27 protein-coding genes are annotated in these 23,025 nt (G+C 68.9%); 19 read left to right on the top strand and 8 right to left on the bottom strand.

Annotated elements, in window-relative coordinates; translation table 11 throughout:
- Positions 1-7: 7 nt before the first annotated feature.
- From IAI58_RS18120 to IAI58_RS18100, 5 genes are all read left to right on the top strand, one after another.
- The gene (locus IAI58_RS18120; RefSeq protein WP_207448837.1) at positions 8-2,011 is read left to right on the top strand and encodes a tetratricopeptide repeat protein; all 2,004 of its coding nucleotides are present in this window, start codon (positions 8-10) and stop codon (positions 2,009-2,011) included.
- 110 nt (positions 2,012-2,121) lie between these two features.
- Positions 2,122-3,807, top strand: coding sequence for a flagellin N-terminal helical domain-containing protein (locus tag IAI58_RS18115; RefSeq protein WP_207448835.1), 1,686 nt, complete (start codon positions 2,122-2,124; stop codon positions 3,805-3,807).
- A 137-nt stretch (positions 3,808-3,944) separates the two neighbouring features.
- The gene (gene flaF / locus IAI58_RS18110; protein WP_207448833.1) at positions 3,945-4,370 is read left to right on the top strand and encodes a flagellar biosynthesis regulator FlaF; all 426 of its coding nucleotides are present in this window, start codon (positions 3,945-3,947) and stop codon (positions 4,368-4,370) included.
- Positions 4,370-4,852, top strand: a complete 483-nt coding sequence (locus IAI58_RS18105; protein ID WP_207448831.1) for a flagellar biosynthesis repressor FlbT — start codon at positions 4,370-4,372, stop codon at positions 4,850-4,852. The genes flaF and IAI58_RS18105 overlap by 1 nt, the downstream gene beginning before the upstream one ends.
- 204 nt (positions 4,853-5,056) lie before the next feature.
- On the top strand, positions 5,057-6,232 hold the full coding sequence (locus IAI58_RS18100) for a DUF1217 domain-containing protein (protein ID WP_207448829.1): 1,176 nt from the start codon (positions 5,057-5,059) through the stop codon (positions 6,230-6,232).
- A 21-nt stretch (positions 6,233-6,253) separates the two neighbouring features.
- Here IAI58_RS18100 and IAI58_RS18095 read toward each other — a convergent pair whose 3' ends face one another.
- The gene (locus IAI58_RS18095; protein ID WP_237182952.1) at positions 6,254-7,624 is read right to left on the bottom strand and encodes a FliI/YscN family ATPase; all 1,371 of its coding nucleotides are present in this window, start codon (positions 7,622-7,624) and stop codon (positions 6,254-6,256) included.
- Between the two features lie 158 nt (positions 7,625-7,782).
- Here IAI58_RS18095 and flgB point away from each other — a divergent pair, with 158 nt between their 5' ends.
- From flgB to IAI58_RS18055, 8 genes are all read left to right on the top strand, one after another.
- Entirely contained in the window at positions 7,783-8,187 is a 405-nt protein-coding gene (gene flgB, locus IAI58_RS18090; RefSeq protein ID WP_207448827.1) for a flagellar basal body rod protein FlgB, read from the top strand.
- Positions 8,187-8,627 carry a flagellar basal body rod protein FlgC gene (flgC, locus tag IAI58_RS18085; RefSeq protein WP_207448825.1) on the top strand — a complete coding sequence of 147 codons (441 nt, stop codon included), beginning with the start codon at positions 8,187-8,189 and terminating at the stop codon, positions 8,625-8,627. Before flgB ends, flgC begins: the two co-directional genes overlap by 1 nt.
- 2 nt (positions 8,628-8,629) lie before the next feature.
- Entirely contained in the window at positions 8,630-8,920 is a 291-nt protein-coding gene (gene fliE / locus IAI58_RS18080; RefSeq protein WP_207448823.1) for a flagellar hook-basal body complex protein FliE, read from the top strand.
- An 8-nt stretch (positions 8,921-8,928) separates the two neighbouring features.
- A complete protein-coding gene (locus IAI58_RS18075; RefSeq protein WP_207448821.1) occupies positions 8,929-9,192 on the top strand; it encodes a flagellar biosynthetic protein FliQ in 264 nt (87 codons plus the stop codon).
- A 4-nt stretch (positions 9,193-9,196) separates the two neighbouring features.
- Positions 9,197-11,260, top strand: a complete 2,064-nt coding sequence (flhA, locus tag IAI58_RS18070) for a flagellar biosynthesis protein FlhA (protein ID WP_207448820.1) — start codon at positions 9,197-9,199, stop codon at positions 11,258-11,260.
- Positions 11,261-11,262: 2 nt separating this feature from the next.
- A complete protein-coding gene (locus IAI58_RS18065; RefSeq protein ID WP_207448818.1) occupies positions 11,263-12,024 on the top strand; it encodes a flagellar biosynthetic protein FliR in 762 nt (253 codons plus the stop codon).
- Positions 12,024-13,103, top strand: coding sequence for an EscU/YscU/HrcU family type III secretion system export apparatus switch protein (locus IAI58_RS18060; protein WP_207448816.1), 1,080 nt, complete (start codon positions 12,024-12,026; stop codon positions 13,101-13,103). Before IAI58_RS18065 ends, IAI58_RS18060 begins: the two co-directional genes overlap by 1 nt.
- A gap of 91 nt (positions 13,104-13,194) precedes the next feature.
- On the top strand, positions 13,195-13,608 hold the full coding sequence (locus IAI58_RS18055; RefSeq protein ID WP_207448814.1) for a flagellar basal body-associated FliL family protein: 414 nt from the start codon (positions 13,195-13,197) through the stop codon (positions 13,606-13,608).
- A gap of 22 nt (positions 13,609-13,630) precedes the next feature.
- Here the strand turns inward: IAI58_RS18055 and IAI58_RS18050 are convergent, their stop codons facing one another.
- From IAI58_RS18050 to IAI58_RS18030, 6 genes are all read right to left on the bottom strand, one after another.
- Complete coding sequence (locus IAI58_RS18050; RefSeq protein WP_207448812.1) at positions 13,631-14,320, bottom strand: flagellar hook assembly protein FlgD; 690 nt, start codon at positions 14,318-14,320, stop codon at positions 13,631-13,633.
- Positions 14,321-14,346: 26 nt separating this feature from the next.
- Positions 14,347-15,672, bottom strand: coding sequence for a flagellar hook-length control protein FliK (fliK, locus tag IAI58_RS18045; RefSeq protein ID WP_207448810.1), 1,326 nt, complete (start codon positions 15,670-15,672; stop codon positions 14,347-14,349).
- Positions 15,673-15,735: 63 nt separating this feature from the next.
- Entirely contained in the window at positions 15,736-16,350 is a 615-nt protein-coding gene (locus IAI58_RS18040; protein WP_207448808.1) for a protein phosphatase CheZ, read from the bottom strand.
- A gap of 15 nt (positions 16,351-16,365) precedes the next feature.
- Positions 16,366-16,728 carry a response regulator gene (locus IAI58_RS18035; protein WP_207448864.1) on the bottom strand — a complete coding sequence of 121 codons (363 nt, stop codon included), beginning with the start codon at positions 16,726-16,728 and terminating at the stop codon, positions 16,366-16,368.
- Positions 16,706-16,831, bottom strand: coding sequence for a hypothetical protein (locus tag IAI58_RS23340; RefSeq protein ID WP_272874860.1), 126 nt, complete (start codon positions 16,829-16,831; stop codon positions 16,706-16,708). Before IAI58_RS23340 ends, IAI58_RS18035 begins: the two co-directional genes overlap by 23 nt.
- The gene (locus tag IAI58_RS18030) at positions 16,828-18,072 is read right to left on the bottom strand and encodes a hypothetical protein (protein ID WP_207448806.1); all 1,245 of its coding nucleotides are present in this window, start codon (positions 18,070-18,072) and stop codon (positions 16,828-16,830) included. The genes IAI58_RS23340 and IAI58_RS18030 overlap by 4 nt, the downstream gene beginning before the upstream one ends.
- Positions 18,073-18,213: 141 nt before the next feature.
- On the opposite strand from IAI58_RS18030, the gene IAI58_RS18025 reads away from it, so the two are divergent.
- The 6 genes from IAI58_RS18025 (at position 18,214) to IAI58_RS18000 (ending at position 21,581) form a co-directional block, all read left to right on the top strand.
- Positions 18,214-18,576, top strand: coding sequence for a hypothetical protein (locus IAI58_RS18025; RefSeq protein ID WP_207448804.1), 363 nt, complete (start codon positions 18,214-18,216; stop codon positions 18,574-18,576).
- Positions 18,573-19,268 carry a hypothetical protein gene (locus tag IAI58_RS18020; RefSeq protein WP_207448802.1) on the top strand — a complete coding sequence of 232 codons (696 nt, stop codon included), beginning with the start codon at positions 18,573-18,575 and terminating at the stop codon, positions 19,266-19,268. The genes IAI58_RS18025 and IAI58_RS18020 overlap by 4 nt, the downstream gene beginning before the upstream one ends.
- Positions 19,269-19,394: 126 nt before the next feature.
- Positions 19,395-20,123, top strand: a complete 729-nt coding sequence (gene minC, locus IAI58_RS18015; RefSeq protein WP_207448800.1) for a septum site-determining protein MinC — start codon at positions 19,395-19,397, stop codon at positions 20,121-20,123.
- A 38-nt stretch (positions 20,124-20,161) separates the two neighbouring features.
- Complete coding sequence (minD, locus tag IAI58_RS18010) at positions 20,162-21,022, top strand: septum site-determining protein MinD (RefSeq protein WP_207448798.1); 861 nt, start codon at positions 20,162-20,164, stop codon at positions 21,020-21,022.
- Between the two features lie 29 nt (positions 21,023-21,051).
- A complete protein-coding gene (locus IAI58_RS18005; RefSeq protein WP_207448796.1) occupies positions 21,052-21,303 on the top strand; it encodes a hypothetical protein in 252 nt (83 codons plus the stop codon).
- Between the two features lie 5 nt (positions 21,304-21,308).
- Entirely contained in the window at positions 21,309-21,581 is a 273-nt protein-coding gene (locus tag IAI58_RS18000) for a helix-turn-helix domain-containing protein (RefSeq protein ID WP_237182523.1), read from the top strand.
- A gap of 112 nt (positions 21,582-21,693) precedes the next feature.
- Here IAI58_RS18000 and IAI58_RS17995 read toward each other — a convergent pair whose 3' ends face one another.
- On the bottom strand, positions 21,694-22,638 hold the full coding sequence (locus IAI58_RS17995; protein WP_207448793.1) for a replication initiator protein A: 945 nt from the start codon (positions 22,636-22,638) through the stop codon (positions 21,694-21,696).
- Positions 22,639-23,025 lie beyond the last annotated feature (387 nt).

Below are 23,025 nucleotides of genomic sequence, written 5' to 3'. Positions count from 1 at the left end.
CCCGCCCGTGCCGGCCGAAGCCGATCCGCGGGGCGCGCTGCCCTCCCTGGCCCTGGCGATGCGGCACCATCAGGCCGGGCGTCTCGGGGAGGCGGAGCGCCTCTATCGCGCCCTGCTGCGCCGCCAGCCGCGCCACAGCGACGCGCAGAACCTGCTGGGCCTCACCCGCTTCCAACAGGAGGATTATGCCGGCGCCGTGGCCGCCATCCGCCGCGCCGTCGCCCTGCGCCCGGAGGCCGAGTATTATCGCAACCTCGGCATGGCGCTGCGGGCCGCGGGCCGGCTGGAGGAGGCGCTGGCCGCCTACGGCCAGGCCGCGCGGCTGCGGCCGGAATCGCCGGAGACACAGTTCAACCTGGGCAACCTCCTGGCGGCGATGGACCGTCCGGCCGAGGCTGCCGAGGCCTTCCGCGCCGCCCTGCGGCTGCGGCCGGACCATGCGGCCGGCTGGCAGAATCTCGGCGCCGCGCTGCTGGCCACCGGCCAGAATGCCGCCGCCACCGAGTCGCTGCGCACCGCCCTGCGCCAGCAGCCGGGCCAGCCGGCGACACTCTATAATCTTGGTCTGGCGCTGGAGCGGCTGGCCCGCTGGCCGGAGGCCGCTGCCGCCTTCCGCGCCACGCAGGAGGCTGGCGGCGCGCGGCTGGAGACGGCACTGCATCTCGGCCTGTGCCTGCAGGAAATGCAGGACTGGAGCGGCGCCGAGGCCGCGATGCGACAGGCCGTGGCGCTGGCGCCCGACAGCGCCGATGCCTGGCTTGGCCTGGGCGTGGTCCTGCAGGGGCTGGAGCGGCTGCCGGCGGCGGCCGAGGCCTTCGGGGAAGCCGCGCGGCTGCGCCCGGGCTGGCGTGACGCGCATTACAACCTGGCCGGCGTGTTGCAGCGCCAGGGCAGGCTGGAGGAGGCCGAGGCCTCGCTGCGCCTCGTGCTGGCGGGCGCGCCGGAGGATGCCGCGGCGCTGAGCAATCTGGGCAATGTGCTGACCCATATGGGCTGGCCGGAAAAGGCGCTGGAATACTGCCAGCGCGCGCGGGCCCTGGCCCCGGATGACCCGGTGCCGCGTGTCAACTGCGCCCGGCAGTTGCTGATGCTGGGCCGCTTCGCCGAGGGCTGGGACCTGGCCGATGCCCGGTGGCGGGCAGAGGACCCGCGCTACGACTTCGGACTACCGCCCTGGGATGGGCGCCCGTTGCCGGAGGGGCGCGTCCTGGTCTGGCGGGAGCAGGGGATCGGCGACGAGATCATGTTTGCCAGCATGATCCCAGAATTGCTGGCGGCAGGGCACAGGCTGACCCTGCTCTGCGAACCGCGCCTGCGGCCCGCCTTCGCCCGCTCCTTTCCCGGCGTCGCCTTCCACCTCTCGGGCGACTCGGGCACGGAGTTGCGGGCGCAGATCGCCATCGGCGACCTGCCGCGCCTGCTGCGGCGGCGGGAGGCGGATTTCGCGCGGGCGCCGCAGCCTTATCTGAACGCTGATCCGGAGCGGCGTGCCCGCCTTCGCCGGCGCTACTCCGACGGGCGGCCACTGGTGGGGCTGGCCTGGCACACGCGCAACACGAAATCCGGACACCGCTCCATTTCTCTGGCGGAGTTCGCGCCCCTGCTGGCGATGGAGGAACTGCGCTTTGTCAGCCTGCAATACGGGGAACCCGGCCAGCTGAGCGCCGAGGCCGCTGGCCTGCCACTGCTGATCGACCCGGAGGTGGATGCCCTGAGCAGCGCGGAGGACGCGCTGGCGCAAGTGGCGGCCATGGATCTCGTTGTCAGTATCGACAATTCCACCGTTCATTTCGCCGGGGCGCTGGGCGTGCCGTGCCATGTGCTGCTGCCCTTCAACGCCGAATGGCGCTGGATGCGCGGGCGGGAGGACACGCCATGGTACCGCAGCCTGAGGCTGCTGCGACAGCGCCGGGGCGAGCCCTGGGCGGCCGTGATGGCGGCACTGGCGGAGCGGGTCGGAGACTTGGCGAAAAAACCGCGCATAGGCACCGCCGATGCTTGCGAAAAATAATTCCTCTCTGATAGACCGGAGGTGTCGCCGCCGAGGTACTCCACCGGACGGCCAGGCGATGACCGCGTCAGAAGGCGCTCCCCGAACCGGAACCCTTGAAGGGCGCAAACATGGCCAGCTCGATCCTCACCAATAATGGCGCGCTCACGGCGCTGCAGTCGCTGAAGGCGACGCAGAAGAGCCTGCTGACCACGCAGAACCGCATCTCCACCGGCCTGAAGGTGGCAAGCGCCAAGGACAATGCGGCGACCTGGGCCGTGGCAACCGCGATGCGTTCCGACATCGCCAATACCAAGCAGGTCAGCGAGAACCTCTCGGTCTCCTCCGCCATCGTCGCGACGGCTCAGACCGCCGCCGAGAAGATCAACGATATCGTCAAGGAAATCCGCACGAAGGTCACCTCGGCGCAGAATCCGGCAGTCGACAAGGCGCAGGTCCAGGCGGATATCGACGGCTATGTAGACAATATCAACTCCATCGTCGCCGCCGCCACCTTCAAGGGCGTCAACCTGATCAACGAAGATGGCACGCAGCGCGTGCTGACCTCCGTCAACACGGTCAACGGCGTCTCCACCGGTGACTATGCCGATCTGTCCAAACAGAACCTGAAGGTCGAGGAAGGCTCTATGCTTTCCAGCCTGAAGAACCTGACTGTGCTCTCCCGCGCCGACCAGACGCTGGCCAACCAGAACGACGGCGTGCAGAAGCTGACCTACAGCGTGGGCGCCACACTGGCGCTGAAGACCGGCAACGAGGTCGCTGTGGACTATGTCGACGCGAAGGGCGCCAACCGCAGCCTGACCGTGAAGCTGACCAAGGATATCAGCACGATCGACGACCTGATGACCTTCATGAATGCCGATGCGGGCTTCAAGGACAAGTTCACGGCCGAGCGCGTGTCCGGTACCAATACCTTCACCATCAGCACCAAGAACCGCGATTCCACCCTGCGCCTGGGTTCCGTCAGCAACGATGTCTACAGCACCTCCAACTCGCTGAAGGTGGAGATGGGGGTGGGCGCCGCGGTAGGCTCCGCCACTCTCGGCCTCGGCACTTCCGATCTCGACCTGGATGCCGGTGTGCGGCGCCTGGACATGACTTTCGCCGACAAGCCGCTGCAGCTCGGCGACGAATTCGTGGTGCAGGTGCAGACATCGGCCACCGATGCGGACAGCGCCCACACCTATAAGCTGAAGGTCGTCGACAATGGTATGGCCACCGGCGACAAGATCTATGACGGCACTAATGTAGATGAGAATGTCTATGTCATCGCCGTGGCCGCCGCCGATGTGACCAACCCGAATGTCACCGGTAAGGATATCGCCGAGAAGCTGCGGGACGCGCTGGTGACCGGCACTGGCGCGACCAAGTGGAATACCGGCACGGCTGCCTTCACAAACACGGCGGCGCCGACGGGAGGAACGAGCTTCGGCGCTTCGGTGGATTCCATGGGTAAGCTGTCCATCGTGAGCGGAAATGGCACGGATGATGTGCTGAGCTTCAACTCCTCGAAGACTGACTACGACGTGCTGCTGCAGAAGCTGGACGCAGCCGGCACCAATGCGGCGAATGCGGCTGCCGCCTTCGGTACCACGGCCACCCGCATCGACCTCCAGAGGGACTTCCTGGACAAGCTGGTGGATACGCTGACCACCGGCCTCGGCGCGCTGGTGGATGCCGATATGTCGGAGGAGGCCGCCCGCCTGCAGGCTCTTCAGGTGCAGGAGCAGCTCGGCACCCAGGCGCTCTCCATCGCCAACCAGGCGCCGCAGAGCATCCTCCGTCTCTTCCAGTAAGCCGGATGGGCGCACGGTTCCAGCCGTGCGCCACCCGGCCCCAAGGGCCAGCCGGCGCAGAGCGTCGGCTGGCCTTCCGGCCCGCGCATGCACAGCGCCGGCGCTCCCGGCCCGGCGCGTGACCAAGGAAGAATCCGATGCTGAGCCTTGCTCCCCCCGACCTTCTCCAGGCGCCCCTGCAACGCTCCGCTGGTGCCGGAGCGGCCTATGGCGCCGTCATTCGTGAGACGGAACATCCGAGGGTCATCGAATACCGCGTACTGGCCCGTGCCGCCGCGTTGCTGGAGCTCGCGGCCCTGCCCGGCGGCAGCCCCGCCGCCCTTCCCGGCGCCGTTCATGAGAACCGCATGCTCTGGACCGCCTTCGCCGCCGATCTGGCGGAGGAAGCCAATACCTGCGAGATCACGCTGCGTGCCCAGCTGCTGTCACTGGCGCGCTGGGTCTTCGCCGAGAGCGACCGCGTGCTGCGCGAGCGCAAGAGCCCGCAGGCACTGATCGACATCAACCGCGCGGTGATGCTGGGCCTGCGGCCCGATCCCACCGTGCAGCCGGATGCCCTGTGATGTCCCTGATTCTGAAGCTTGCACCAGGCGAGAAGCTTTTCATCAATGGCGCCGTCGTCACCAATGGCGACCGTCGCGCCTATCTGATGCTGGAGACCAAGGCGCAGATCGTGCGCGAGAAGGATGTTCTACCGGCCGAGGATGCCTCTACCCCCGTCCGTCGCGCCTATTTCGCCGCGCAGGGCGTGCTGCTGCACGCACAGCCCGTGCTGGGCCGCACGGATGCATTCGCCGAGCAGATCGCCCGGCTGCGCGGCGCCTTCCTGAAGCCCGAGCATATCAGCCTGCTGGACGAGGCCGAGGGACAGATGCAGGCCGGCAATACCTATCGCGCACTGTCTGCGCTACGTGAGCTGGTAATGTACGAGGCGGCGCTGCTGGATCTCGACCCACCCGAGCGCTTCCGGCGCGAGGGCACGGCGCGGGAGCAAGCCATGCCCAGCCGGCGCGGCGTCATGTCCGAGGCGGCGCGAGCGCCCTGAATCCCCGCGATCGTCCTGCCCCCATCCCGACACGGCTTCGGAGCTGAGAATGATGATCGATCCTACTCCGGACCCGCCGAGACTGGTCCATTCGCTCTGTCGCGCGGAGGCGGAGCGCGTGCGATGCGGAACCGGCCGCGCACCGCTGCGCCTGCCCATCCCTTGTCATGCGGCAAGGCCTGATCAGGAGGCCTCGTTGAAGGCATGAGCGTCGGCATCATCAGCACCGGCCTGCCCGGTGGCATCGCCGGCTGGAAGATCCTGCAGGGCAAGTCCATCGCGGATTTCAAGGCTTTCAGCAGGGATCCCGGCCTGCAACGTGACATCGCCTATCTGCGCGCGGCCCTTCCCACCAACGGGACGGCGAAGGAGCTGCTGGCCGACCGGCGGCTGCAGGAGATGGTGCTGAAGGCCTTTGGCCTGGATGCCCAGGTCGGCATGAACGCGCTGATGCAGAAGGTGCTGGAGAGCGACCCGAAGGATCAGGGCTCCGTGGCGGCGCGGATGGTCGATGGCCGCTACAAGCAGATTGCCTCGGCGCTCAACTATGGCGGGCTGAGGATCCCGGAGATCCCGGCCGTTCCCTCCGGAGCCACGGTGGAGGTCGAGGGCATCCGCCAGGGGCAGGCCTTCACCAGCTTCAGCGGCCGCTTTGGCGGCGTGGCGATCACGTCCCTTTCCCTGGAGGGTATCGGCAACCGGATGGACCTGGCGGCGAGCCTGCAGGCCGCCTTCCGCAAAGCCGATGGCGGGCGCGGCGATATCAGCGTCGCGGCGCTGGGCGGCAAGCTGATCTTCAGCGATGCCAAGGGCCGTGGCACCGCCACGGACTTCGCCTTCTACGCTGATCCGGATAGCACGGCCCGCGCCGGACTCGGCGCCAGCAACGCGGGCAGCCAGGCCATCCCCGCCAAGGGTGGCACCACCGTCGCGGACAGTGCCACGGTGGAGCAGATCGTCTCCCTCTACACCCAGGCGCGTTTCGAGGAATCGCTGGGCGAGACATCGGAAAGCCTGCGCCAGGCCGTCTATGCCAAGCGCAGCCTGCCGCAGGTCACAAGCTGGTACAACGTGATCGCCGACCGCAAGCTGGCGGCGGTGGTGCAGAGCGTGCTGGGGCTGCCGGAGAGCTTTGGCCGGCTGGATGTAGACCAGCAGAAATCCACCCTGCAAAGCCGGATGGACATCGGGGACTTCAAGGATCCCGCCAAGCTGGCCAAGCTGCTGGACCGCTATGTGGCGCAATCCAGCGTGGCGGAGGCGCGGGCCCTGGCAAGTTCCTCCGGCATCGTGGCCCTGGTGCAGCCCATCGGCTGGGGTGGGGACCACCTCGCGGGGAGCAGCGCGGCGGCGCTTTTCTCGGTCATCGGGAGCCGCTGAAGGCCCGCCGCCCCGCGCCTTTCATTCCCGCAGTGCGGCGGCTAGGCGCGCGAAAGCTTCCGGTGTGGCGGAGCGCTCGTCCACGCCCTGATTCAGGAAGGCCTCCAGCGCCGGCTGGCGCTGGATGGCCAAGTCCACGAGCGGATCACTGCCGGCGCGGTAGGCGCCCAGGCGGATCATCTCCGCCATATCGGCATAGGCGCCCAGCAGGCGGCGGGCTTCCGTCAGCAGCGCATTCTCCTCGGCCGCATGACAGCGTGGCAGCGTACGGCTGACCGAGCGCAGCACATCGACCGCCGGCCAGCGCCCGCGCTCGCCGATGCGGCGGTCCAGCACGACATGCCCATCGAGGATGCCGCGCACTGCATCGGCAATGGGTTCGTCATGATCGTCGCCATCGACCAGCACGGTGAAGACGGCTGTGATGTCGCCCTCCCCCTCCGGCCCGGGCCCGGCGCGTTCCAGCAGCGCCGGCAACTCGTTGAAGACCGAAGGGGTATAGGAGCGGGCGGTGGCCGGCTCCCCCGCTGCCAGCCCGATCTCCCGCTGGGCATGGGCGAGGCGCGTGACGGAATCCAGCAGCAGGAAGACCTGCTTGCCCTCGGCACGGAAATGCTCGGCGACCGCCAGTGTCGCCTGCGCCGCGCGGCGCCGCGCCAGCGCCGGCTGGTCGGAGGTCGAGACTACCACGACCGAGCGCGCGCGCCCGGCCTCGCCCAGAGTCTGGTCGAGGAATTCACGCACCTCCCGCCCGCGCTCGCCGATCAGCCCGACGACGACGACATCGGCCTCCACGAAGCGCGCCAGCATGCCCATCAGCGTCGATTTGCCGACGCCCGAGGCCGCGAAGATGCCCATACGCTGCCCCCGGCAGATGGGGGTGAACACATCCAGCGAGCGCAGGCCCGTCTCCAGCCGCGGCCCCACGAGCCGGCGGCGCAGCGCATCCGGCGCCGCGCGGCGCAGCGGCACCACGCGGCGGCCCGAAGGCAGCGGCCCGCCGCCGTCCAGCGGCCGCCCCTGCCCGTCGATGACCCGTCCCAGCCATGCATCGGAAGGCGCGAGCGCCAGCGGCTCCTCCAGCCAGACACGGGCGCCGGGGGCCAGGCCCTCCGTATGCCCTTCCGGCACCGCCAGTGCGGCCCTGCCCTCGAAGGCCACGAATTCGCCCTCGATGGCGGGCTGGGCGGGACGGCGCACCAGCATGCGGTCGCCGATGGCCAGACCGCCGCCCAGGCCTTCCACAGAGAGCGCGGCGCCGCGTACCCCAGCCAGCCGGCCCCAGCGCGTCACGCGCGGCATCTGCCGCAACAATGCGGGGGCATCGCCCAGGCTGGCGGCGGAGCGGGTTTCGGGACGCGGCGCGCCGGTTTTGCGAAAATATTCTGTCATGGCCGTGCTGCCTTCTGCCAACGGCCGCTGAAGGCCTGATGGTGCGGCGATATCCTGGCGGCAAACACGCGACCCGTCTATGCGAAAAATACTCGACATGCCCGCAAGGCAGAGGCTATGCCTGGGATACAGGATCCGCAGGGAGCAGGTTTCTCCACATGCTCGATGGCATCGACGTCTTCCGCATCACCGGCGCCCGGATGCGGCATCTGGCGGAGCGGCAGAATGTGCTCGCGCAGAACATCGCCAATGCCGATACGCCCGGTTTCCAAGCGCGGGATGTGAGGCCTTTCCAGTTCGAAAGCGCCCTGCTGCGGACCCAGGGTGGCGCCGCGCCGCTGCGGCTGGCGGGCAGCCAGCCCGGCCATTTCGGCAGCAGCCGGGGCGGCGTCAACATCACCGCAGATCGTGCGAATTCCTACAGCGAGGACCCGGGCGGCAATACCGTGGATCTGGAGGAGCAGATGGTGAAACAGGCCGACGTGGCGAAGAACTACGACCTCGCCACCGTCGTCTACAAGCGCAGCGCCGCCCTGCTGCGCACGGCCGTGAGCAGCCGCTGATGATCCGCGTGGAGCCCATCGGCGGCGCCGGGCCGCTGACCCAGGCCATGGCCACTGCGGCCTCCGGCATGAACAGCCAGGCGGTGCGGATGCGGGTGGCGGCGGAGAATATCGCCAATGCCTCCTCCACTGCCGCCGTGCCGGGAGGCGATCCCTACCGGCGCAAGCTCCTCTCCTTCCGGCAGACGGTGGACCGCGCCACGGGGGCCTCGCTCCTGCGCACCGGCAGCATCATGGGCGATCAGCGGGACTTCCGCACGCAGTATGACCCCGCCCATCCGGCAGCGGATGCGCTGGGCTATGTGAAGCTGCCCAATGTCGACACGCTGCTGGAACAGGCCGACCTGCGCGGCGCCCAGCGCAGCTACGAGGCCGGCATCGCCGTCATGCAACAGGCCCGCTCCCTCTACGGCAAAACCCTGGACATCCTGAGGTCTTAGACATGTCTAATCCGGTTCCGGCCATCATGCCGGTTTCGGCGGCCCTGCGCGCTTATGGCGCGAATGCCACGCCCTCGGCGGATTTCGGCAGCATGGTCAGCGGTGCCGCGCGCGACGCGCTGGCCACGCTGCGGCGCGCGGAGGTGGTCAGCGCGCGAGGCGTGGCCGGCACGGCGGATGTGCAGGAGGTCGTGCAGGCCGCCAGCGCCGCCGAGCTGACCGTGCAGACGATGACGCAGCTGCGGGACAAGGTGGTCGGCGCCTATTCCGACGTGCTGCGCATGGCGGTCTGAGGCGGGCCATGAACGAGGGCGATGTCATCGAGGTCCTGCGCAACGGCTTCTATACCACCGCGGTGGTGGCCGGGCCGCCTTTGATGGCGGCGTTGATCACCGGCGTCGCCGTCTCCCTCTTCCAGGCGCTGACGCAGATCCAGGAGGTCACGCTCTCCTATGTGCCGAAGATCATCATGACCATGGTCGCGGTCATGCTGTCGCTGCCGCTCGGCTTCGCGGCGCTGCAGACCTACACGGAAGAGATCGCGCAGCTGATCGTGGGGCTCTGAGAGCATGAGCGTCCTCGCGCGCCTGAGCCGCGCCGTCGGACATCAGGATCTGCTTTTCGCGGCGGCCATGGTGGTGCTGCTGGCGGTGCTGGTACTGCTGATGCCGAGCTGGCTGGTCGATCTTGGCCTGGCCACCTCCATCACCCTCTCCGTGCTGATCCTGATGGTCGCCATCTGGATCGAGCGGCCGCTGGACTTCTCCGTCTTCCCCACCGTGCTGCTGGTGGCGACCCTGCTGCGACTGGCGCTGAACCTCGCCACCACGCGCCTGATCCTGGCAAATGGCCATCAGGGGCTGGATGCGGCCGGCAGCGTCATCCACGGCTTCGCCAGCTTCGTCGTCGGCGGCGACTTCATTATCGGCGTCATCGTCTTCACCATCCTGATCATCGTCAACTTCATTGTCGTGACCAAGGGCGCGGGCCGTATCGCCGAGGTCGCGGCGCGTTTCAGCCTGGATGCCATGCCCGGCAAGCAGATGGCGATCGACGCTGATCTTGCAGCCGGCTCCATCGACGATGCGGAATCCAAGCGGCGGCGGCGGGAGCTGGAGGATGAGAATTCCTTTTTCGGCGCCATGGACGGCGCCTCCAAATTCGTGCGCGGCGATGCCATCGCCTCCATCATCGTCACCGTCGTCAATGTGCTCGGCGGCATCATCGTGGGCACCCTCCGGCACGGGATGGATCTGCCGTCGGCGGCGGGCAACTACGTCACCCTGGCCGTCGGCGATGGAATCGTCTCGCAGATCCCCGGGCTGATCGTCTCGGTCGGCGCGGGTATGCTGGTCTCCAAGGGCAGCGTGCGCGGCTCCACCGACAAGGCCTTCATCAGCCAGCTCGGCGCGCAGCCGAAGCCGCTCTACCTCGCGGCCGGCCTTTCCATGCTGTTCGCCGTGCTTCCTGGCCTGCCCTTCCTGCCCTTCATGGCGCTGTCCGTCATTGCCGCCGGCGGTGGCTGGTTCGCGCATCGCACCGTGCAGCGCCGCGCCGAGGCCGCAGCGGCCGGGGAACCGGAGGCGGAGACCGCGACGCGCGAGGAATCCATGGCCGAGCTGATCCGCGTGGATGATGTCCGGCTGGAACTCGGCATGGGACTGGTCTCGCTGACCTCGGGCCGGCAGGGCGGGCTGACCGAGAAGATCAGGAAGCTGCGCCGCGCCTTCGGTCTGGAATTCGGCTTCATCCTTCCGGCTGTCCGCATCAAGGACAATATGGACCTCGGCTCCGGCGATTATTCGGTGCAGGTCCAGGGCGTGGAGGTGGCGCGGGAGACGCTGATGCTGGGCAAGCTGCTCGCCTTCGCCCCCGGCGGGCAGGAGATCACCGTGCCTGGCATCGACACCCTGGAGCCCAGCTTCAGGATCCGCGCCCGCTGGATCGAGCCGCATCTGCGCGAAGGCGCCATGGCCCAGGGCCTGACGGTCGTCGATGCCGAGACGGTGCTGACCACGCATCTCTCGGAGGTGCTGAAGGGCTATATGGCCCAGTTGCAGGGCTATGCCGCCACCCAGAAGCTGCTGGACGGGCTGGAGAAGGAGCAGCAGCGGCTGGTCTCCGACCTCATCCCCGCCATCCTGCCGCTGGCCACCGTGCAGAAGGTGCTGGCGACCCTGCTGGCCGAGCGCGTCTCCATCCGCAACCTGCCGCTGATCCTGGAGGCGCTGCATGAAGCCGCCGGCTCCACCCGCAACGTCTCCCTGCTGACGGAGCATGTGCGCCAGCGCCTCTCCCTGCAGATCTGCCGCGGGCTGGCCCAGGAAGACGGCTATATCACCGCCATCCTGCTCTCGCCGGAATGGGAGCAGGAGGTCGGGACCGCCATCCATGAGGAAGGCGACCACCGCAGCTTCGCCATGGCGCCCAGCAAGATCCAGGATCTCGTCAGCGCCACACGCACCCGCATCGCCGAGGCCTCCGCCAGGGGCGACTGGCCGGCGGTGCTGACTTCCGCCCAGGTACGGCCCTTCGTGCGGCACCTGGTGGAGCGCATCAATCCCACCATCGCCGTGATCTCCCATGCCGAGGTGCATCAGCGCGCCAAGCTACGAACCGTGGGCCAGATCTGACGGTGGAAGGCGCCCTGCCCCTGGCCGCCTGGCTGCCGGCCGAGATCTACCGGCTGGCGCTGGTCTTCTGCCGCATCTCGGCCGCCTTCATGCTGCTGCCGGGCTTCGGCGAGCAGAGCGTGCCGGTGCGGGTGCGCCTGCTGGCCGGGCTGGCCGCCGCCCTCTGCATCGCGCCGCTGGCGGGGCCGGCGCTGCCGGTGCCGGGGGTCTGGGCCGTCCTGGCCGCCGTGGCGATGGAGGTGACGACGGGCACGCTGCTCGGCACCCTCTCCCGCCTGCTGCTCTCGGCCATCCAGACAGCAGGGCAGGTGATCGGCCAGAGTATCGGCCTCAGCAACGCCTTCGTCCTCGGCCTCGGGGCCGATCAGTCCGCCGCGATCGGCGCAGCGCTTTATGCCGGGGGGCTCGCGGCGCTCTTCACCATCGGCGGGCATCACAGCGGGCTGCGTGCCCTGGCCGAGAGTTACGCCATGGTGCCGCTGGGCGCGCCGCCGCCGCTGGCGCCCTCGGCGCAGATGGTGGCGGAGATGGCGGCGCGCGGCTTCCGCCTGGCCCTGCAGTTCGCCATGCCCTTCCTGGCGCTGGCCATGCTCTTCAACCTCGCCATGGCCGGCATCAACCGCGCCATGCCGACCATGCCGGTTTTCATGATCGGCGCCCCGGCGCTGCTGCTCGTGGGATTGCAACTGCTGGCCGCTGTCGCGCCCGACATCCTGCATGAGAGCCTCGGCGCCTATGCCGATGCCTTTACCCTGCCGCGCTGATGGCGGAGGAAAGCGGCCAGGAGAAAACCCTCGACGCCTCTCCGCGCAAGCTGGAGCAGGCGCGGCAGAAGGGCGATGTACCCTCCTCGCGTGAGGGTTCCAACTTCGGCCTCTATGCCGCGATGCTGCTGGCCATCGGCCTAGCCGGGGGCCTGGCGACGCGGCGGGTGGGTGAGGTGCTGCTGCCGCTGATCGAGCAGCCGGAGGCCTTCCTGGCCCTGAACGCGTTGGGCTTCCGCGCCGCCGGCCAAACGGTGGCACAGGCCATGGCCATCGCGCTGCTGCCGGTCTTCGGGCTGCTGATGGCAGGCGCGCTGCTGCCGCATCTGCTGCAGAATACCGTGGTGGTATCGGGGGAGCGGCTGCGGCCCAAGTTCTCCCACATCTCGCCGATGGCGGGCCTCAAGCGGATCCTCGGGCCGAAAAGCCTGTTCGAGTTCGGCAAGAACATGGTCAAGGCCGGAGCCGTGGCGATGGCCTGCTGGATCGTGGGCCGCCCGCTCTACCGTGACAGCGCTGGCATGGCGGCGCTGGACCCGGCGGCCTTCCCCGGCATCATCTTCCAGATGATCGTCGCCGTGCTGGGGGCGGTGACATTGGTGGCGGCCGTGATCGCGGTTGTGGATATCGGCTTTCAGCGCTTCCACTATGCCCGGCGCCAGCGCATGACCCTGCAGGAGATGCGGGAGGAGATGCGCTCCACTGAGGGCGACCCACATTTGAAAGCCGCGCGGCGCAGAAAGCAGCGCCAGGGCTCGCAGCGGCGGATGATGGCTGATGTGCCGACGGCGACGGTGGTGCTGGCCAATCCCACCCATTTCGCCGTGGCCCTGCGCTATGAGCGCGGGCAGGACCATGCGCCGGTCTGCGTCGCCAAGGGCGTCGATGCGCTGGCACTGCGGATCCGCGCGCTGGCCGAGGCCGCCGGTGTGGCCGTAGTGGAAGACAAGCCGCTGGCACGCGCGCTTCATGCTTCAGTGGAACTGGGCGAGACCATCCCGCCGGCGCATTTCGAGGCGGTGGCCAGGGTCATCGGCATCATCTGGGCACAGCAGGGTGCAGCGCGCCGCAAGGCATAAATTTAGCGGCGTCACAGAAAATGAGACATTCTTGTTGACCGTCCGCAGGGTGCACTGCGACATTCGCGCTGCCCTGAGCCGGAGTGCCGCCATGCCGAGATCGTCGTCCCGCCGTGCCCTGCTGAGCTGCTTCGCCGCCGCGCTGCTGGCTTCCTCTCTGGGCGCCGGCCCGGCCGTGGCAGCGGAGGCCGCAAAGAAGGAATACGAGTTCCTGGCGCTGGGAGATTTCACCGTGAACCTGCCCGCGGCGGGCCGGCGGATGAGCTATGTCGTCGTCTCCGTCACGCTGGAGACCAGGAGTGCCGAGACCCAGGGCTTCAGGGATGTCTCGCCACGCCTGCGCCAGGCAGTGCTCCGCAAACTGATGGCCATGTCGGAGCGCAACCAGCTGCGGCCGGGCCAGACTGACCCGGCCCTACTGCGGGACAGCCTTTATGACAGCCTGGCGCAGGTGCGGGAGGACGGGCTGCGGGACGTCGTGATCACGCGCCTGCTGCACAGCTGAAGAGGCGTCGCGCGGGGCGCGCCTATTGCGTCAGGCGGGCGATGTCGTCCTGCGAGACGGTATTCCCGTTCTCCAGCGCCAGTACGAAGTTGCCGCCATGGTCGCGGCGGACTTCGGTGATCTTGCCGGCGCTGCTGATGGTGCCGGCATCCTGGCGGATATTCCCGGCATTCTCGCCCACTACGCGCAGCGGATAATTGCCGGCGGGCAGGCGGCTGCCATTGGCGTCACGGCCATCGAAGGTGAAGCTGGAATCGCCCTTTGACACGGGCAGGGATCGCAGCACATGACTGTTGCTGTCCAGCACCTCGATTCTCAGATTCGTCAGGATGCTGGTGGTGGGAATCGAAACGCTGACCGGCGCGGCGGAGCCGGTGGCGGGCAAGGTGACATGGCTGATGCCGGTCTGCACGCTCTTACCGATCAGGCCGGCCGTCTGCACCAGGCTGCCGGTGCCGCTGACCTCCGTCAGGATGGATTGCAGCAGGGTATTGCTCTTGGTCTGCTGCTCCACCTGGGAGAACTGCGCCAGTTGCGCCACGAACTGCGTGGGGTCCGTCGGCTGCATGGGATCCTGATACTTCATCTGCGCCGTCAGCAGCTTCAGGAAGCGATCGAAATCCTGGCTGCTGCTGCTGAGGCTGGTCGTTGCGGCGCTGCTGCCGGCGCTGGCGCTGCTCGTCGCGCCGATGGCGGAGGTGCTGGTGACCATGGTAGGGGATCCTGCGGAAGGGGCTTCTAGGCGATAAGGTCGATCAGGCTGTCCGAAGGCGGGCGGGGGGCGTGTGTGGCCTCTTCCGCCGGAGCCTCGCCGGTATTGGCGGGAATGGCCGACCGGGGCTGTTCCGGAGCCTCACGAGGCAATCGGCCGTGTTGCAGATCCAGCCCGCCGCCGCCGAGCTGCAGTCCGGCCTGCTGCATCTGCAGTTCCAGATTCGCCCGGTCCTGGCGAAAGGCTTCGAAAGTGTCGGCGCGCTCGGCGGCCAGGGCGACCTGCACGCTGCCATCCTGGAAGGTCAGGCGCAGCTCGACCCGGCCCAGTTCAGGCGGACGCAGATCGACCGAAATGCTCTCCACCCCCTGGGCCGCGGCGCGGGCCGCGCGCAGTGCGATCTGATGCCCTGCCTCGGCCATCGGAGATGGGCGGGGCGTGGGCGGAGCGGCCGGCACCGTGTGACGCGGAGCCTCACCCCGGGATTCCGGCAGCGTCGCGGCGGGCAGCAGTGGCGTCGGGGCAGGCTCCGCAGCGCCGGGGCCGGGTGTGGTGCCGGATACCTGGCCGCCCCCAGGCGCTTCCCCGGCCAGCGCTGCCACTGGGGCGGCGCTGGCAGCTTCGGGCGGCCTGGGGAGCGATGCCTTCGGTTCCAGCGGATCGAAGTCCCGCTCTGGCCGCAGCGTTGCTGCGGTGAGGCCGGATTCCCACCGCCCCTCGTGCCGGCGCTCGGCGCCGGTGGCAAGCAGGAGCGTGGCCGCCGCGCCAGAGGCGGCGCCAGTCGCCTGGACGGGCCCGCCGTCATCACCCTGGAAGTCTGCCGCCGGGGAAGGCTGACTGGCAGCCTCAGCGGGCATTTCCTCTGCCATGGCGGGCTTCGCGGGTATGGCCGCGTGGGGCAGCGCGGCGGATATGGGGACCGGCGACATCGGGTCGGCGATGGCTGGGATGGGGGGCTGGACCAGGGGCTGCCATGGCGCGGCCCCGGGCTCTGGCATGTCAGGCGAAGCAGCGCCCGACGCAGCAGCCTCAGGCCAGGGAACCTCATCCCGCTCCCCGTCCCACCCTTCCGGCAACATGGACGGAAGATGGAATGCACCGGCCAGCGCATCGGCTTCCTCGGCCGCGGCGGCCAGGGTCTCCCAGGGCCAAGCCGTCGCCGGGGGCAAGCGTCCCGATCCGCTGGCCGGGAGGGCGGGTGCTGGCGGGGCAGGTATCTCCGGCGCCTGACCGGCCAGCAGTTGAGAGAATTCCTGTGCCGGGTCGGCCGGCAGGCCGGCGCGGCGCGGCGCCGCCTCCGGCGAGAGGCCCATCAGCAGGGCCACCAGATCCTGGCCGACCAAAAACGCCATCAGAGTTCTTCCTGGCTGAAGTCCGGCCGGCCACCCGCCCTGCCCGGGCGGATGGCCGGCACGTCAATTGAACAGATCGTCCACCGCGTTTTGCGCCAGGCCGCCTTCGGCATCCGAACTCGGGCCATTGAGCAAGGTGGTCTCGGCGTCGGGCACGACGCGGGCCGGCCGTTCCTCCTGGCTGATGCCCATCAGGGTCACCAGCGTAGCGATACGGCCTTCCACATGACGCAGCGCCGTGAGCACCTTGCGGATGCGCTGGCCGGTGATGTCCTGGAAGGCGCAGGCCATGAGAATGCAGGTGGCCGCATCCTCCACCTCGACCAGGGCGGCGCGGTCATCGGAAGCGCTCGTCTGCAGCCGCTTCGCCGCCGCCTGCGCGCGCTCGGCCTGCTGCATGATCTCCATGGCGGCGCGCTCGGTTTCCGCCACCACGGCATCCAGCGTATCGCCCAGTCCGGTCGGCGGCGGGGAGAGACCGACGATCTCCGCCCGCGTCTCCGCCAGCAGCCTGGACATGGCACGCATCTCGGTGATGGCCTGCGCCAGCGTCTCGTTCTCTCCGGCACCGCCCATCGGCAGGCCGAGCAGCCGATCCACCTCGCCGGAAATCGCAGCGACATGGCCGGCGATGCGTGCCAGCCCCTGCTGTGGACCGGCGGGTACGGGTGGTGCCACGATCACCGCTCCCTCTCAGCCTGTCACGGAAGCGATTTTCGCCTTCAGCGTTTCCGCCGTGAAGGGCTTGACGATGTACTGGGAGGCACCGGCCTGCTTGGCGGCGACCACATTCTCGGTCTTGCTCTCAGCCGTGACCATGATGAAGGGTGTCTTGGCCAGGGCCGCATCAGCCCGGACGTGCTTCAGCAGTTCGAGCCCGGTCATGGGCTCCATGTTCCAGTCCGAAATCACCATGTCGTAGCGGGCGATTTTGATCTTTTCCAAAGCCTCGGCGCCGTTGCCGGCTTCCTCGACATCCTTGAAGCCGATCTGATCAAGGAGATTTCGCACGATGCGGCGCATCGTCGGGTAATCATCCACCACCAAGATCTTCATGCGCCTGTCCCCTTCTGATGCGGGCCGGCGCAGCATTCATGAGCCAGATTTTTTTCGCAATACCTTCCTGCGCCTCATCGCTGATTTCGCGCAGGCGGCTCAATCCTCGAATGCCTCCAGAAAAGCTCCCATCCCATAGGCGGGGGCGTTGCCGGCACCAGGGCCGCCGTCCGGATCCAGCCAGTGGCAGAGGCCCCAGCCCGGCACTGCCAGCAGCAGTGGCACGCCCAGGGCCAGGGAGAGTGTCGCGGCACGGTGCAGCAGGCGCTGCGGCGTCTCCGCGGCATCCAACGGCGCCAGGGCGGCCATGGTCTGCGCCGTGGCGCGGACCAGCCGGTCGGCAGCCAGGCTGTGTAGGAGCACGGGTTCGGTCAGCGCCGGCCCTGTCAGCAGGGAGGCCTCAGCGGACACGTTCTCGCGCAGGGCCGAGAGGCAGGCCCGACGCAGGGCGGCACTCCAGCGCCCACCGGCCTCGGCCGCGGAAAGGCCGAAAAGCATTTGCCCCGCCCGCAGCCGCGCTGCCTGCGGCCAGCCGGCCAGGGGCGCCAGCCCCGGCGGCGACATGGCATCTGGCCCGAAGCTGCTGGGCAGCATGGCCAGGCCGTCGGCCAGGCGGCTCGACACGCTCTCCCCGCCATCGGTCCATCTCGCCACCAGGGCGAAGCGCAGTGCATCGCTGACTTCGCTGGCCAGCAACTCGTCCAGATGCGCAGCGAGGCCCGAGGCGAGGTGCTGGTAGACCTCATCGCCTCCCTGCATGGCCCAGAACGCCGCCGGCAGGCCCTCTCCCGGCTGAAGAACTTCCCCGACCAGACTGACGGCCAGGGCCAGGGCGGGCGGGGCCGGGACCATTTCCCAGATGGCGGCCCCGCCGGCCTGCCAGTGGATCATCGCCGGCCCACGCCATTCCGCCAGAGCCGGCAGCAGCGGCGCCAGGGCGCCGGCCCGGGGCAGCAGGGTCGCGGCCTGAGGGGACAGAACCCGCCCGTCCAGCAGGCGCAGGCCATCCCCGGCATGAGCGATGGTCCAGCCATCCGCCTGCGCCGTCGCCCGAAGGCCGGCAGGCGCGGGGGAGAGGCCGATGGCGGAGGCGGGATCGCAGAGAAGCACGCGCTGGCCCTCCCGCCAGGCCAGGGCTCCGCCGGGCAGCACCAGCAGGCCCTCCGCCCGCTCTGCCAGGGGCAGGGCCATGCGCAGCCCGTCCAGGGCCTCAGGCCGCTCCTCCGGCGGCAGCCGGTGCCATTGGGCATCGAAGCGGCGCAGCAGTGCCAGCCCGGCCGCGCCGGTCAGGTCATAAGCGGCGACCCGGGCGAGCGGGCTGTCCTGCAGGCTGAAAGGCGGCATGGGCGGGGACCGGAGAAGATCGTTGCATCTTCAGGCATGGCAGGACAGCGTCAACCGGGCAGTTATGCGAAAAACAATTGCATGCCGACGCCACGCCATGGCACCACCCCAGGCGGTTGAAGTCAGTTCAGGAGAAGCCGGATGGAGATCAGCCGCCGCGGCCCGGGTGAGGCCAGCCTCGTCCTGCAGGGCCGCGAGATCCTCGATCTCGTGCAGGTCGAGGGAAGCAGTGAGGAATTCGAGCAGGCCCTGTCGCAGCTGGAAGAGCTCCTGCGCCCGGATGGCCTGCCCCGTGTGGTTGTGCAGTATCGGGAGGGGCTGTTTGCCGGCGTGAGCGCGGACCGGCCGCTGGAGGTCGTGCTGGTCGAGCAGGACCCGCATGATGAGCCCCCGCTGGCGCTGCATCGCCATAGCGTGACGGCGGACCGGGTGGCGGTGGACGCGGCGCTGGCGGCGGCCGAGCGTCGCCTGCAGATGGCGGCGCGGGAGCCCGCGCGGCCATGAGCGCGATCCGCGAGGCGCGGCTGGAACTGGACGCGCCGCTCCGCCATCCCCTGCCTCTGGAGGAGGCGCAGGCGCTTGTGGCCCTGCTTGGGGGCAGCATCCCATGCCGGCCCGCGGCGCATCCGCTCTTCCGTCATCCCGACGCCGCCAGCCTGCTGGTCGGGGAAAGCCTGGACCATGCCACGCGCGGCTCCCGCGTGGTGCAGGAGGATGGCACGGCGCGGCTGCTGGCCTCGGCCAGCCTGCCGCCCTGCCCTGTCCTGCTCTCGGCCGGGCTGGACTGGCTGGGGGGTCTGCTGGCACTGCAGCCGGGCGAGGTGCCGGGCTTCATCATACCGCCGGGCGCGGCGCGCCACGACCAGCGGCTGCTGGCCTGGGACGGCGAGCGGTTGCGGCCATTGGGTCCCCTGCCGGAGCCTGAGGAGACGGCGCCGCCGCGCTGCAGTCCCACCGCCTTCCGCGAGGCGGCTGGCCTGCCAGCCCCGGAGGCCACCGAGCCGCCCATCCTGCGACTGCAGCTGCGCCGCCTGGCCCTGGCGCAGCTGCGGGGGCAATGCCTGCCCGTGGCCCAGTCCCGACTCGATGGTCCTTTCCACGACGGGCAGGCCATGTTCCGGCGCTGGATGGCTGAAACCCTGGCGCGGCTGGACGGGCTGACCACCACCGCGCCGCCGCTGTTCCAGGCAGCCTGAGCCTTGCGGAAAGCCCTTGCGAAAAATATACGCATGTCGTAACCCCATCAGCTCCAGGCTGAGTGGATGGCCGTGATCGGGCATCTCGCGAAATTCATAGAACCATCTGAGAAGGCGGTTGCGCGTATGACCATTGCCCAGCCCGACGCGAATTTCGTCCGCGACCTTCCTCCCCCGCCCTTCCCGGACCGGACACCGCTACGGCTGCGCGGGCGGGTGCATCCCTTCCTGACGGTCGAGATTGCCGATGTGGCGGTACAGGAGCTGGACTGCGCTCTCTCGGCGCGCCTCGCCAGCATGGCGGAACTCTTCCGCGACGCCCCCGCCATCCTGGACCTGACCGCCCTGCCCGCCGCCGCCGCGCCGCGCGTGGCGGAAGCCGTGGCACTGCTGCGTCAGCGTGGGCTGGTGCCCGCCGCCTTCCGCGCCCGCGACAAGGACGTGGAGCAGGCGGCGCTGGCGAGCGGCCTCGGCCGGGTGCTGGAGGCCGGGCCGCGCCAGAGCCTCGCGGCAGAGCGCATCCGCCGCCCACCCGTCATCATCCAGGAACCCGTGCGCTCGGGCCAGCGCATCTATGCCGCGGAGGCGGATCTGATCGTGCTGCAATCCGTCTCGCCCGGGGCGCAGCTGCTGGCCGATGGCTGCATTCACGTCTACGGCGCGCTGCGCGGCTCGGCCAGCGCGGGTCTGGGGGACGATTCCTCCGCCCGCATCTTTGCGAAAATTCTCGATGCGGAAATGGTCTCGATCGCCGGCCTCTATCTCGGCGCCGAGGACTTTCCGCCTGGCTGGGCCAAGCGCCCGGCCCAGGTCAGTCTGACCGAAGGCGCGCTGCGTTTCGCCCCCCTGCCCTGACCCCCTTCCGCCCGCCACAGACCTCAGGGAGAATCCCGATGTCCGCGACCGTCATCACCGTCACCTCCGGCAAGGGAGGGGTCGGCAAGACCACCACCACCGCCGCCTTCGGCGCCGCCCTGGCCCTGGAAGGCCACAGGGTCTGCCTGGTGGATTTCGACATGGGCCTGCGCAACCTCGACCTCGCGATGGGAGTGGAGAAGCGGGTGATCTACGATTTCCTGCATGTCGCCCATGGCACTGCCAAGCTCTCCCAGGCACTGGTGCGGGACAAGCGCATCCCTGGCCTGCAGCTCCTCGCCACCTCGCAGACCGCCGACAAGGAGGCGCTGACGCCGGAGGCCATCGACCATGTGATGAACCTGCTGGCGCCTGAGTTCGATTATATCCTCTGCGACAGCCCCGCCGGCATCGAGCATGGCGCGATGATGGCGCTGCATCACGCCGACCACGCCATCGTCGTCTGTAACCCCGAAGTCACTTCGGTGCGCGATGCCGACCGCATCATGGGCTATATCGCCGCTCGCTCCCGCCGCGCAGCCTCCGGGCTGGCGCCGGTGCGGGAGCATCTGATCGTCACCCGTTACAGCGAGGAGCGGGTGAAGCGTGGCGAGATGCTCTCTCTCCCTGCCATCCAGGACATCCTGTCCATGCCGCTGCTGGGCGTGGTGCCGGAGAGCCCGACGGTGCTGCGCGCCTCCAATGCCGGCCGTCCCGTCAGCCTGGAGACGGGAACCGAGGTCGGCCGCGCCTACCGTGCTGCCGCCGGCCGCTTCCTCGCCGAGACCCGCAACAGCCCGGCCCGGCCCGCGGCATGCGAGGGGCGGCCCACGGGTGCCGGCCTCCTGTCTGCCCTGGCCGAGACAGCATTGCTGCGCCGCCTGTTCCGCCACGCCTGACCCCCCAGCCGCAAACCCGGAAAATCGACATGGCCGCCGCCCTCATCAGCCTGATTCATCACCGCCGCAACTCGGCCAGCCTGGCCGCCTCCCGGCTGCGTGCGCAGGTCAGCCGCGACCGTGCCGCGAATTTCGGAGAGGACATCGCCCAGCGCATCCAGGATGCCTGCCTGCGGGAGATCCGCCGCCTGGCACGTGGCGGCCAGGTGCGTGTGCGCATCGGCACTTCGCCGACCTTGGAGGTGCGGGAAATCGAGATCAACCTGACGCCGGGGCGCTGAGCCTGATGGCCATGCTGATCAACGCGTCGCAGTGCCGCATGGCCCGCGCGGCAGTCGGGCTGACGCTGCGCGACCTGTCGCGAGCGGCCGGCATCTCGGTCAATACGCTGAGCCGCATCGAGAGCGAGGGCAATGTCACCAGCCGCACCCTGGCCAAGGTTCAGCAGATCCTGATGCGCCACGGAGCGGTGTTCCGGCGGGATGGCTCCGTGGGGGTTGCCAGGGATGCCCTGGCTGGCGGAGGCGCCTCCTCCAGGCCCTCCCTGGCAGGGGGATAGCCTCTCCAGGACGGTGGAGCGACGCGGCGGCTGGCGCAGAGGTCCTCGAGGGCTCCCAGCCGGACCCTGCAAGGGGGGGGCGGAGGCAGCGCCCCCTGGCCCGGCCCGGACGTCAGGTCGCCGGCAGGAGGGGCTGCTCCCCCTCAGGCTCGTCTTCCTCCAGCATCGGCATGGCTTCCAGCGGCTCCAGCGAAGTGACATTGCTGGTGGGATAGAAAGCCACCATCCAGGCTTTCAGCGGCGTCTGCCCGCTGGGCTTGGGGAAGCCTTTGTCCAGCGCGCGGCGCAGGCGCGGGTCGATCAGGGCGATACCATAGTCCGGAAGGCTGCGTTTATGGGTAGCATAGGCGGCGAGTTCAGCCTTGAAGCGACGCAGGTCCTGGCTGGTACCGACGCGATTGCGCAGCTTGGCCAGGTTCATGCGGAAGCCGCCGGGCGGGCCGCTGCGCGCGATCTCGTAGAGCCGCTTGGCGACGGGCGGCAGCTCGAAATACCTGGGACTGTAGGTGAGGAAGTGTTTGTCCTGCACGATGGCGCGGAACAGCCAGGAGCAGAGGGTCAGCTCCACCGCCCGCATGTGCTTCTGTCCGTCCTTACCGCGGCGGTAGAGGATCTTGTATTCGTCGAGCCAGCCGAAGCCGCGATCCTCGCCTTCCCCACCGGTTTCAATATTGGTGCGGATGAAGGTGGATTTCAGCCGCGCCAGGGATTCCTCCAGCCGCTCGTAAGCCGAGCCACCTGGTGAGCTGCCAGTGGTCAGGAAGAAGTCATGTGCGGTGAAGGTGATGCGGGGCTGCAGCTTCTCGCCCCGGTTCATCTTGTCGGCCAGGAGTGAGGCGGAATAGACCAGCAGTTCCTTGTCCCAGATCGAGGCGACACCGTGCTTGGTGCCAACCACCTCGATCCAGGTCTTGCCGTCGTCGTAGCGTGGCAGCTCCGTCTCCTTCTCCCGCCGCAGGGAGAAGAAGTTGAAGCGCATGGTATTGCGGTCACCCTTGACCTTGCCCACGAGGGGGCTGTCGGTCGGTCCGAATTCGAAGGCCTGCTGCTCGTCCATCGGTCCGCCATTCTGGCCACGTCCTGTGCCCCTGGCCGGGAGCACCCGATCTTTGTGGCGGAGGCATGCCCGCGATGCCAGCACCGGTTGCAGGATGTCGGCGTGGCGACGAGCTTTTCGGGCCTCCTCTCGTCGTGACGGCGACCGTGATTCGTCGTGACGCCGACATCTGGCCCGGCTCCGTCTTGCCTGAGTTACGCCAGGGTTATCCACAGCACGGACTCGTCGTGACGCCGACGCCCCCTCAGCCTGTCGTCACCACGCCGACGCAACCTCGGCCTTTGGCAGACAGAAACTCGTCCTGACACCGACCATGGCTCGGCGTGACGCCGACAGAGACTCGTCTCCAGGCCGACAAGAACCCGAATTAAGCAATTGTAGTAAAAG

Source organism: Roseomonas marmotae (assembly GCF_017654485.1).
GTDB classification, from domain to species: domain Bacteria; phylum Pseudomonadota; class Alphaproteobacteria; order Acetobacterales; family Acetobacteraceae; genus Pseudoroseomonas; species Pseudoroseomonas marmotae.
The sequence above is the reverse complement of the archived record's forward strand: the minus strand, read 5'-3'. Positions and strand labels throughout refer to the sequence as shown.